Annotated in this window: 10 protein-coding genes; 5 read left to right on the top strand and 5 right to left on the bottom strand. The window is 60.9% G+C overall.

Translation table 11 applies throughout. The features are described 5' to 3' along the window. Nucleotides 1-698: 698 nt before the first annotated feature. Together AB7I51_RS02375 and AB7I51_RS02370 are read right to left on the bottom strand one after the other, a co-directional pair. Nucleotides 699-1,052 carry a DUF3467 domain-containing protein gene (locus AB7I51_RS02375; protein ID WP_428403093.1) on the bottom strand — a complete coding sequence of 118 codons (354 nt, stop codon included), beginning with the start codon at nt 1,050-1,052 and terminating at the stop codon, nt 699-701. A 482-nt stretch (nt 1,053-1,534) separates the two neighbouring features. After that, nucleotides 1,535-2,089: a hypothetical protein gene (locus AB7I51_RS02370; RefSeq protein ID WP_428403095.1), complete on the bottom strand. Its 555-nt coding sequence runs from the start codon at nt 2,087-2,089 to the stop codon at nt 1,535-1,537. Nucleotides 2,090-2,186: 97 nt separating this feature from the next. Between AB7I51_RS02370 and AB7I51_RS02365 the strand changes: the two genes are divergently transcribed. Next, on the top strand, nt 2,187-3,077 hold the full coding sequence (locus AB7I51_RS02365; RefSeq protein WP_428403096.1) for an IS1 family transposase: 891 nt from the start codon (nt 2,187-2,189) through the stop codon (nt 3,075-3,077). 86 nt (nt 3,078-3,163) lie between these two features. Next, entirely contained in the window at nt 3,164-3,964 is an 801-nt protein-coding gene (locus AB7I51_RS02360; RefSeq protein WP_428403097.1) for a hypothetical protein, read from the top strand. Here the strand turns inward: AB7I51_RS02360 and AB7I51_RS02355 are convergent. Both AB7I51_RS02355 and AB7I51_RS02350 read right to left on the bottom strand, forming a co-directional pair. Next, the gene (locus AB7I51_RS02355; protein ID WP_428403098.1) at nt 3,928-5,109 is read right to left on the bottom strand and encodes a hypothetical protein; all 1,182 of its coding nucleotides are present in this window, start codon (nt 5,107-5,109) and stop codon (nt 3,928-3,930) included. The two genes, AB7I51_RS02360 and AB7I51_RS02355, sit on opposite strands and share 37 nt — an antisense overlap. Before the next feature lie 31 nt (nt 5,110-5,140). After that, nucleotides 5,141-5,677, bottom strand: coding sequence for a SixA phosphatase family protein (locus tag AB7I51_RS02350; protein WP_428403099.1), 537 nt, complete (start codon nt 5,675-5,677; stop codon nt 5,141-5,143). Nucleotides 5,678-5,816: 139 nt separating this feature from the next. Here AB7I51_RS02350 and AB7I51_RS02345 point away from each other — a divergent pair, with 139 nt between their 5' ends. Continuing rightward, on the top strand, nt 5,817-7,520 hold the full coding sequence (locus AB7I51_RS02345) for a hypothetical protein (protein ID WP_428403100.1): 1,704 nt from the start codon (nt 5,817-5,819) through the stop codon (nt 7,518-7,520). Between the two features lie 43 nt (nt 7,521-7,563). Here AB7I51_RS02345 and AB7I51_RS02340 read toward each other — a convergent pair whose 3' ends face one another. Beyond that, nucleotides 7,564-8,364, bottom strand: coding sequence for an enoyl-CoA hydratase (locus AB7I51_RS02340; protein ID WP_428403101.1), 801 nt, complete (start codon nt 8,362-8,364; stop codon nt 7,564-7,566). A gap of 288 nt (nt 8,365-8,652) precedes the next feature. On the opposite strand from AB7I51_RS02340, the gene AB7I51_RS02335 reads away from it, so the two are divergent. Both AB7I51_RS02335 and AB7I51_RS02330 read left to right on the top strand, forming a co-directional pair. After that, nucleotides 8,653-9,696, top strand: coding sequence for an acyltransferase family protein (locus tag AB7I51_RS02335; protein ID WP_428403102.1), 1,044 nt, complete (start codon nt 8,653-8,655; stop codon nt 9,694-9,696). Between the two features lie 75 nt (nt 9,697-9,771). After that, on the top strand, nt 9,772-10,569 hold the full coding sequence (locus AB7I51_RS02330; RefSeq protein ID WP_428403103.1) for an SGNH/GDSL hydrolase family protein: 798 nt from the start codon (nt 9,772-9,774) through the stop codon (nt 10,567-10,569). Nucleotides 10,570-10,597: the final 28 nt, after the last annotated feature.

Raw genomic sequence — 10,597 nt, 5'->3', positions numbered from 1 at the left:
GCATCTCCATACCGGCCAGCGGTCGCTATGGGCCGCACATGAAGGCCTGATACATGACCGCACCCGATCACGCGACCCAACCATTCGAAAACAGCTTGCACGAGCGGGGGCATCCATACATGAATTTTTGATTTTATAATGGCCGGGCGATACACGGATGAAAGGTAGTGTCTCAGTTTGAAATCTGACACCCTTGACGCGCGCTCGCGACCGGCCAAACTCCCTGCTATGCTTAGCGCAAAGCAGGATAACCAATGACGATCTATCATCTCAACATCTTAGGGAAGCCTGACGCGAAAGGCGTCGCGCCAATAATTGATGCACGCACCCATGCGGGCTCATGTGACGAAGAAGCTATCCGAACTGCCAAAGAGAGCGTATTAGCCTCGCCGTCTATTGGCGCTTATGGCTTTTCGCTGACGCGACAGGACGGCTCTCCCGTTCACACGTGGTTCAATACGGAGACTCGGTAGTGCCGACCGGTCCTAAAGGCGAGAAGCGCCCTGCCGATGCCATCGCGCGCGCCGTCAAAGTAATGCGCATCCTTACAGGCGAAGAACCCGAGGATTACGGCGACACGCCTGCCAAGAACCAAGCCGCCGCCGAGCTAGGCCGCAAAGGCGGCAAAAAGCGCTCCGAGAGCTTGACGCCGGAACGGCGCGCGGAGATAGCGAAGAAGGCGGCGGCAAAGCGATGGTCTAAGTAGGCTTCGCAAGCCTATCTTTAAGCATGCGAAATCCAGCTAATATTTTATTTTTATCCTGCGCATTGAGGGGAGCGTTGATAGGTCCAAATACTTCCTCCCATGCCTCCAATGTCTTTGTTAGATAGTCGATAGTATATTTAAAATGCTCAGGAGACATTCTTACAAACGCTTGCTCCTCTAACGTTGGAGCCCCTGGAGCGATCTCTGCTGTTCGAGAAAACATAATTCCAATGTCAAATTGTGAAACAATTGTTCTTATGTTGTTAGAGTAAATATCAACTAAATTTATACTTTTTGTGATTGTCGGCACTCGCACACCCGGCGGCGGCGGAACGGTAGCCTTCACGCCCGGCGGGGGAGGTATGGTAGCCTTCGATCCTTCGGTCGAAGATGTGTCAGGCGGCATTCTGTCCCCCGTTAATTTCGTCGATGACGAGCGTCTGACCAATGTCCGAGGGCATTGGAGCGGCAATTGAAGGTGTGGTTGTTTCTATAAGCTGGCGACGAGCTGCATCGTCTGCTTCCGAAAGCCACTCAGGCTCGCAATAGTTGCTAGGAGGCTCGTCTAGCGGATAGTGTATCGAATATTCAGCCTCCGCTCCCTTAATTGCGAAAAGTAGGTCGCTAACCGTATCGATACCCCAATTGCCTGGGGAGCCAAGCCATCTACAGATGATTTCTGGCCGCTTCCCAAGTCTGGCGGCGAGATCCGCTTGGGTAAGACCGCTTTGCACAAACTCATCCAAAACAAGGCTATAGATGCGACCGCGATTACGTTGACGGAAGTAAGCGAGTGTTGCTACGTCAATCTGATCGCGCGCGAAAGGTTTATACAGAAACGTAGCGCTCTGAGACATAGTCACTTACCGATCTTCCTCTGTGGGCCGAACACATAGGCAGAATCCTCTGCCATTCTGATAAGCAGTGATTACAAGCTGCGTCCCATTCGCTTCCCCATAATTGCGAGCGAAATTCCCAATTTAATGCGATGAATACATCTTGTTCACTAAAACGGCCAAGCACTCGAATCTGTGGCTTTGGATCACAACTACGAATTTCCCATACTTCCGACGCTACTGGTTTTAGCCTTTTAAGATAAGTTGTTGGTTTATCCTTTGGGTCGAGCATCACTGCGATATGCTCCCCCGTAATAAACCTATCTAAGTCACCTCGAAGCATGGCCATCCGGTGCCGCTCTTCCTCCTTCCAGCTTTCTGGCTGCAGCGCGCTCATTACGTCGCGGCTCACGAAAATTGTCCTCGCGAACTGCGAGCTTTTAATTTCTGGGCGCAACAAGAACAGCTCTGCACCCATCTGTCGATTGATCTCATCTCGAATTGACATATAAGTCAATAGCGCCTTGATGCAATGGTAAACTTTCACCGACAGAGTGACTCGTTTTCTAACGGAGGGACAAGCGGAATTCGATAAGCAGAACATTATGCTTGACGCTAAGGAAAAAAGTTCACATAATCGAGCCATGAACAAGCTCGACACGAAGACCCGCGCCCAAATCCTCGCGATGCTCTGCGAAGGCGCTTCGATGCGTTCCGTCTCTCGCCTGACGGATACGAGCATCAATACGGTGAGCAAGCTTCTTGTGGACGCTGGCCGCTTCTGTGCCGGCTTTCATGACGCCATGGTGCGCGGCGTGAAGGCCAAGCGGGTTCAGGTTGATGAGGTATGGAGCTTCACGGCGGCGAAAGAAAAGAACGTCGCCGGCATGAAAAAGCCGGTAGACGGCGCAGGCGACACATGGACGTGGACCGCGATCGAAGCGGATACGAAGCTTCTCATCTCTCACTTCGTGGGCGGCCGCGACGGCGAGTGCGCCAAGTGGTTTATCGAGGACATGGCGGGCCGCCTCGCCAATCGCGTTCAGCTTACCAGCGATGGCCACAAAGCTTATTTGGAGGCTGTCGAAGGCACGTTTGGAGCTGATGTCGATTACGCGATGCTGGTAAAGCTCTATGGCTCTGCGCCAGAGTCCTTCAAGGGACGTTATAGCCCCGCCGATTGCACGGGCATCAAGAAAACGAAGATCGAAGGCAAGCCCGATATGGCGCACGTTTCGACCTCCTACGTCGAGCGCTCGAACCTCACCGTGCGGATGCACAATCGCCGCTTCACGCGGCTCACCAATGCATTCTCAAAGAAATTTGAGAACCACGCGCACATGGTCGCGATCTATGCGGTTTGGTATAACTTCCTACGCATCCATAAGACGCTGCGCGTCACGCCCGCAATGGCCGCTGGCCTGTCAGATACGATCAAGACGTGGGAGCAAATCGTTGAGGCGATGGACGCGGACGCCCCCAAGCCCGGAAAGCGCGGTCCTTACAAAAAGACGCTCGAAGAAATTTCAAACTGAGACACTACCGAGCCGGCGACGCGCTTCCGCCCAAATGCGCAATGCTCTAAACTTCGCTCTTTCACGAGAAGACCCAAAGGCGGGCGATGTATCTGGAAAAAATTCTGGCGCTATTAGCTGCGGCGCTCGTCGCGATCGGCGCCGGCGTCGGCTTGACGTGGATGGCCCTCCATCCGGCATTGCGCCCAGCCGGCGCTGACGCCTTGGCGTCAATCGACAAGGGCGGCGCACGCCAGCAGATCGAGACCCTCATCGCCGCGACGCCGGACTATGCGCGCTATTTCGCCCGGCTCCGCGAAACCTTCACCGCCGATTACGAGGCGGCGCTCAGTGATTTCGCCGCCCGCCTCGCCCAGACGAAGGAAGAGCAAAGCGTCGACTATTATCTTTCCGAGGCGGTGCGCCGGATTCGAAGCTCGCATGGCGCGCTGGCGGCGAAAGCCGAACCCGAACCGATCGCCCGCGTCTTTGAAAAGCAGCTCGATGTGCTGCAGGCGGTGGCGAGGGAAGACAAGCGCATGTGCGTCGCCTTCCTTTACGGGGCGACCAATCTCGACTTCCAGCGATTCGCCTCCTCGCGCCGCCGGATCGTCTCGGACATGGCGCTGGCCGGGCTTGAAGCGATCGTCAGCGGACAGGCCAGCAAGATCGAACGGGCTGCGCCGACCGAGGCGGACTTCCGCATTTTAGAAAACGCGCTCGCCGCCCGTGGTCTCGACAAGGTCGAGATCGACGCGCTGCTCGACGGCAAAATGCCCGATCCGCCGCTTGAAGACGCGCGGATGTGCGGCGCCGGGCAGACCTATTTCGAAGTGCTGAAAACCCTGCCCGAGCCGGCGCGCACCAAAGTTTACGGCCTCGCTCTGGAGCTGATGGCGCGATCCTGACCCGACTGCGCCGGCTGTGTCCGCGTCGTGGACGGGGGCGCGGCGGCGGCGCTGTTCTTGCCGGACTCTTCGAGCGTTTGACGCATTTGCGCGACGGCGACCCTGATCAGCGCCTCGCGCGGCCGCGCCGGCCCAATCTCGACCGCCGCCATATTGGCCATCACCTTGGCGAGATTGTCGGTCGGCAGGCCATCGGCGGTGAACAATCCCAGATCCTCATTGGGGCCGCCGACGACGCCCCGGGCGACGCTGGCGGCATAATTGGCGATCCGCGCGATCTCCCCGGCGCAACTCGTAACGCCAACGTCCGGCGCCGGCATAGGAGCTGGCAGGGGCGCGATATCGGCGAGCTTCGTCGGAAGCGCCGGCGCCTTTGGTTCGGCATGCTTCTTTCCCCGCGCCGGCCGCTCGGAGACGCCGGCCATGATCGAAGGCGACGGCATCAGATCGATCGGCGGCATCAGATCGATCGTCGTCGCGAGAGGCTGGCGCGCTTTTTTCCGATCGACGCCGCCGCCGCGCGCCATCTTCGGGTCGACGCCGCCGCGCCCATGCGCCGCCAGCCAGCGGGCGCGCACCGTGTTCTGAATGCCGCGCGGCGCGAGGCGGATCGTCGCGATGCGCTGCGTCGGCATGCCCGCCGCGCCGGCCCGCGACGCCAGCCGGGCAAGGAAGGCCGCCGCCGCGCTGCGACTGGGCGTCGCGACGCCGAGCGAACAGCGCGACGGCGCCCAGCGCTCGACAATGGCGCGCGCGCTGCGCCGCCCATAGTCGACATAATAGCGGCGCAGCAGCAGCGCTGCGACGGCGGCGCCCTCCCCCGCCGAGGCGAAGGCGACATGGCCGTCCGCATCGGCGGCGATTTCGCCGTTCCACCCGGCGCTCTTGATGCACCAGTAATTATTGAGCTTGACGCAGCGGGCCGGCTCGCCCTCTTCGGCGCCGACCGCGCGGCGGATCGCGGCGACAGGCGCCATCTCCAGCGCCACCGCGCTCTCGACGCGCCAATTGTCCACGGCGCGCGTCTCCGGCAGATAAGCGGCGCCGGGCGCGGCCGCCAGCGCCGAGGCTGGCGCAGTTAAGACGGCCGGCGCCTTTTGAGGCGCCGCCACGGCCAGCATCGTCAGGAGCGCTTCGATCAGCATGGCCTTCCGTCAAAGGGTTCCGAACTCTAAATCAGTCGGGGTCTTCCGTCGCCTCGCCCCGCAGAATGCCCGGCGTCACGAAACGCATGAGGCGGGCCCCGCCTCTGCCGACCTCCGACCAATGATCGATCTCGAAATCGAGCACCGCCAGCGCCGCCGTAGGGAATTTAGCGCGCATCTCCGCCAATTCATCCGCCTCGCCCGAGCCGGCGAGCCAGGACGCAAGTTCAGCGAAGCCGGGATTATGGCCCACGGCGAGCAGCGTTCCGACCTTGTCCGGCGTCTGGCGCAAAATTTCGACCAGATGGTCGACGGTCGCAAGATAGATCGTATTCTCGATCAAATGGATGACATGGCCGGCAAAGCAGTCGAGCACCTTGTCGAGCGTCTGCCTGGCCCGACGGGCGTTGGAGGCCACCGCGAGGTCGGGCGCAATCTTGGACTGGCGCAGGAACTCGCCCATGCGGCGCGCGTCCTCCACGCCTCTGTGGGTGAGCGGACGTTCGCGGTCGCCGCCCGCTGAATGGCGGTCGGCCTTGCCATGGCGCAGGAGCAGGAGTCGACGCATGCCGTCTCTCTATCACGGCGCCGCCGCGCCGCCACGCGCCGCGCCGCGCCGAATCCGGGCTGCGACGAAAGCACGCGCCTCTTTACCTTAAGGGCGCCTCATGCAACCTCTGTCGCCTCCGCCTCAGGAGGGTTTTCTGATGCGCAGGTTCATCGTCGCCGGCGTCGTAACGCCGCTCACTCTCGCAAGCGTCGCTTTTTCGTCGCAGGCCGCCGGCGAGAAACCGCTGACGCTCGACAACATCGTCGTCACGCTCGGCGCGACGACCTATCGCATCCCTCATATGGAAATCGACGGCGCAAGCCTGCCGTTTGCGGAACTGGCCAAGCTGTTCTTAAGCGGCGACTCCAATGTCGCGGCGCGGCTCGCGCGGATTTCGGCGCGGCGAATCGCCTTGCCGGCGATGTCGAGCGAAAGCCGCAATGATTCGCATGTCGAACGCGCCGCCTACCGCAACCTGGTGTTCGAGAATGTCGTTTCCGGGCGCGCCGCGATCGTGCGCGCCGACGGCGGCGAAGAGACGATCGAATCCGCGAAGGGCGGCGTTCGGCGCGTTCGATGGGGGGGCTCGCAGGCGAAAGGCGTCGACCTCGTCGAAATCGCGCGCCTCGGAACAATGCGCAATGAAGCCGACGCGCCGCTGAAGCCATTGGTCGACGAGGAAGTCGTCGACTCGACGCGTCTCGAAGATGCGGACGCCAATGTCGTCGTGACGACGGGCCGCATAAAAATCGCTGGCGTGCGCGGACGCGCGTTGCAGACGCCCGCCGGGCGCCTCATCGAGCGGATCGAGAAACTCGATCCGACGAAACCCGAGGATGATCCCGCGCTGATGCGCGATATCCTCGACGCGCTCCAATCTTTTGAGGCCGCGTCGATCGACGTCGATCATGTCGCGATGACCGGCAAGGGCGAACCGGCGGCAAAGCCGTTTGCGGCGAAGGCCGCGCGCTTCGGCGTCCGCAAAGCGGCGGGCGCCGGCGCTGGCGAAATGTTTCTTGAGGATTTTTCGCTCGCGGCGTCGGACGGCGGCAATCTGACGGTAAAGCAAATCGCGCTGAACGACTTGCGGCTCGCCCCTGTTTTGCAGGACGGCGCCTATCCCAGGATCGCTCGCTTCGACATGCGTGGCGTCGCCGCCGACCTGCCAGATCCCAAGGCCGGCGAAACGGCGCGGATCAAATTCAGCGTCGAGGGCGCGAGCGGGACATTCGAGAATTTTCTCGAAACGACGCCGACGAAATTCTCTGGCCGCATCGACAATTTCAGCATTGATCTTACGGCGCGCGGCGAAACCCAGACGACGACGCCTTTCTTGGCGTTGGGCTATCGCGAAATCGCGCTCTCCGGACTCGCCGCCGGCGAATGGCGCGAGAAGACGTCCGAAGCGGCGCTGGAGCCGGTCGTGATCGACGCCAAGGACATGGGCGCAGCCGCCGTCTCGGCGCACTTTGGCAATGTGTCGAGCGCCGCCTTTTCGTCCTCGCCAGTGACCTCCCGCGCGGCGATGCTGACGACGTCGATCAAATCGATCGATCTCACGCTCGAAGGCGGAGGCCTTGTCGATCGCACGCTCGCTCTGGAGGCCAAGGAACGAAAGACCTCGATCGAACAAGTGCGATCCGATTACGCCAAATCCGCAACGACGGCGATCGCCGCGCTTCTCGGCGCCGGCGCCAACGCCAGCCGATTAGCCGAAGCGGTTTCCGCCTATATCGAGAAGCCGAAGCGCCTGCATCTTCATCTCGTCGCGCCAAAGGGAATCAACGCCTTCGACGCGCTCTTGCGAAAGCCGGGCGAGATTTTGGAAAGCCTCGACGTCGAGGCGAGCGCGGACCGTTGATGATGCGCCAGAAGCTGCATGGACGTTCCGGCGGCGAGGCGCGTCAGCGCCCCGAGAAACGCGGCTCACGCTTCTCGAGAAAAGCGGCGCGTCCCTCCATATAGTCGTCGCTGTCGAAACAAGCGCTCGCCAGAGCTTCGCACTGTTCATGCGATGGCGCTTCCGGCAATCGTCCGGCGGCGCGGATCGCCGCTTTGGCGGCGCGCAGGGTCAAAGGCGCGCCGGCGGCGATCGTTTCGGCGAGCGCGTGCACGCCCCCTTCGAAACTCTCCGACGCAAACAGGCGGCTGACGAAGCCGCGCTCATTGGCTTCGGCGGCGGTCAGGCGGCGCGCGGTGTAAAAGAGATCGAACGCCAACTGCAGGCCGACCGCGGCGACGACGTAAGACATCGCCGCCGGCGGATAGCCGACGCCGAGCTTCGCCGCCGGGATGGCGAACACCGCCTTCGCATCGGCGACGCGCAGATCGCAGGCTGCGGCGATGCCGAAGCCGCCGCCCATGCAGAAACCAGAGATGGCGGCGATTGTCGGTTTAGAAAAATTCGAAATCGCGTCGAAGGCCTCGACATTGGCCTTCTCATAAGCGCGGCCGCCGTCGCTGGTCGCGCGCAGGTTGGAGAATTCGCTGATGTCGGCGCCGGCGCAAAACGACATGCCCGGCGCGCCGCCGATGACGAGAATGCGCGCCTCCTCTTCCGCATCGATGTCGCGCATCAGCGACGGCAGCGCGCGCCACATCTCGAAGTCGAAGGCGTTACGCTTGGCGGGATTATCGATATGGAGCCGCGCGACGCCGAAATTCACCGTAACGCGCAGCTTGGGAGTCGGAGATTGAATCGCCATCGTTCCTCTTGAGCATTCTTCGAAGGTCGTTCGATCGGTCATCGTTCGTTGACTAAACGCAATTCGCCGGGCGATCGGACCACACACGCCGACCACACTGTGACCACAGAAGAGGAAAGCATCGCGCCACGGACGGGCGCACGCCTCGAAGCCGCGATGCGCGACGCAATGCCGCGGCGCGCCGCGGCGATCGCGACCTCGTGCCACAGCACGCCGTGTCCCAAGGACGACTAAGGTCGATTTCACGCATTCGAGAAACTCTCTTCGCAAATTTGGAGCGCCAAGGCGATGGGAACCGACAAATTCGCGTCGCCGGGAGCATTGCGGCTGACTTTAGCCTTTGCGGTCTTTGTTCACCACACGACGAGTTTCAACCTCGGCATGTCCGCGGTGCTGATCTTTTTCGTGTTGAGCGGCTACTGGGTCGCGGCGATGTGGAACAAGACTTATTCAAAGACGACGTCGGCTTATTTCACCTACCTCGTCTCGCGCGTCTGGCGCATCGCGCCGGTTTTCGCGCTGTGCTCAGCGATCACCTGGGCGCTTTTGTTCTGGCGCGGCGATGCGCCAATGGCCTTTGGCGGGCTGATGCATCAGCTCTTCTCCAACATCATGATCCTCGGCTACAACTCGCTGCCGTTCCAGGCCAACATTCCCGGCTGGTCGCTGGATATGGAATTGCAGTTCTATCTGATCGCGCCGGCGATCATTTTCCTCATTTCGAAGAACATTCAGCTCTTGCTGATTTGCCTTATCATTTCGGCCGCCGCGCCATGGCTTGGCGGCTCCGCCACCGTCGCGCCTTTCCTGCTGTTTTTTGGCGTCGGCGTCGCGGCCGCGAGCCATGAGTTGAAGCCGAGCCGCGCCTTCGCCTACCGCGCGCTCTATGCGTCGCTCGCCGTGCTCGTCTTCTGCGCCGCGCTGCTCGCCAAAGAACTCTATTTCGGCTCGGCGCAAGGCGCGATGGCGCTCGCCTTCAGCAGCAAGACTAATCTGCTCATCGCCGCGACGATGACGCCCTGGGCGCTCTACACCACGCAGCAGTCGAGCGGCACCAAGGACCGTATGTTCGGCGAATTGTCTTACATCTTCTACCTGCTGCACTGGTCGGTGATCGGCGCTTTGAAAACCGGCGAAGGCTCCTATCTCGATCGCGCGCTCCTCTGCTCGGAAGCGCTCGTCATCATCTTCGTCGCCTCTTACCTGATCTGGCGTCTGTTCGATCGGCCGATCAACAAATTGCGGGCCTCTTGGGTCTCCGGGCGGATTCTCCATGCGCCAGTCGGATTCGGTTCGGCGGGAGTCGCCGGCGCCGCGCCGGCGATGGCCTAGGCCGCACGCTAAGGGCGGGAGCCTTCCCCCGCCCCTGCCTGATCCGATCGCGTCGCAGAGCGCGTATTTTGAAATTTGCTTGAGTCCAGTCTGCCGGGATATGGCTTCGCCATGTTCCCTGGCGCGCAACGACTGGCGTTTATTCTGGCTGTCACAAGCGGCCTGACTCTGCTCAGCCTCAGGCGCTCGGACGAGCCAACGCTTAGCTGCGCGAGCGTCAACGGCGGCGGCGACGATTACAACATCCTTGTCGTCGGCGAATCCTGGGCGTCGGACGGCAAGACATTGCCTGAACTGCCGCGCGCAGTTTCGGAGAGACTTCACGGTCGCGGCGTCAAGGCCTGCTCGCTCGGTTTCGCCGGCCGAAACTCGCGCCTGCTCTACACCGAATTGAGCGACAAATTCCCGAGAGAAAAACTCTATCGCCTGTTCGACGGCAAGGCACCCGACACGGTCGTGATCATGAACGGCGTCAATGACGAAATCCAGCACGTCGGCGCATCGGCCTATGTCGAATATACCAAAAAGCTCGTCGAATATTTTTCTGACGTCGACAACGTCGAAATCATCGCAATTCCTCGCGTCAACGAACGCAGCTTCAAACCGCCCAATCTCTACAGCGCCGTCAAGCGGTCGATATTGAGCTGCTTTTACGACCAGTGCCAGAAGCAGGTGAACGACCTCTATCGGGTGGCGCTTTGGCGCGACCATCCCGAACTCAACATTATCGAATATGACGATTTCATCGATCGCTACGAGGGAAACGAGCGGCGCTACACCGCCGACGGCGTGCATCTGACTGACGAGTATTTTCACAAATATGGCGCGTTTATCGGCGGCGCGCTCTCGCTCGAAAAACACGCCGCGAAATAGCGCCTTCCGGCGCCAGGCCCTGCTATAA

It is taken from the genome of Methylocystis sp. (assembly GCF_050246715.1).
Classification (GTDB): Bacteria; Pseudomonadota; Alphaproteobacteria; order Rhizobiales; family Beijerinckiaceae; genus Methylocystis.
Note: the sequence above shows the minus strand (reverse complement) of the source record. Positions and strands in the feature narration are given on the sequence as shown.

What these genes read in the sequence shown, in the direction of transcription:
- AB7I51_RS02345 (WP_428403100.1), top strand. Translation starts at nt 5,817, where the DNA reads ATGCGCAGGTTCATCGTCGCCGGCGTCGTAACGCCGCTCACTCTCGCA.
- AB7I51_RS02350 (WP_428403099.1), bottom strand. Translation starts at nt 5,677, where the DNA reads ATGCGTCGACTCCTGCTCCTGCGCCATGGCAAGGCCGACCGCCATTCA.
- AB7I51_RS02335 (WP_428403102.1), top strand. Translation starts at nt 8,653, where the DNA reads ATGGGAACCGACAAATTCGCGTCGCCGGGAGCATTGCGGCTGACTTTA.
- AB7I51_RS02365 (WP_428403096.1), top strand. Translation starts at nt 2,187, where the DNA reads ATGAACAAGCTCGACACGAAGACCCGCGCCCAAATCCTCGCGATGCTC.
- AB7I51_RS02340 (WP_428403101.1), bottom strand. Translation starts at nt 8,364, where the DNA reads ATGGCGATTCAATCTCCGACTCCCAAGCTGCGCGTTACGGTGAATTTC.
- AB7I51_RS02360 (WP_428403097.1), top strand. Translation starts at nt 3,164, where the DNA reads ATGTATCTGGAAAAAATTCTGGCGCTATTAGCTGCGGCGCTCGTCGCG.
- AB7I51_RS02355 (WP_428403098.1), bottom strand. Translation starts at nt 5,109, where the DNA reads ATGCTGATCGAAGCGCTCCTGACGATGCTGGCCGTGGCGGCGCCTCAA.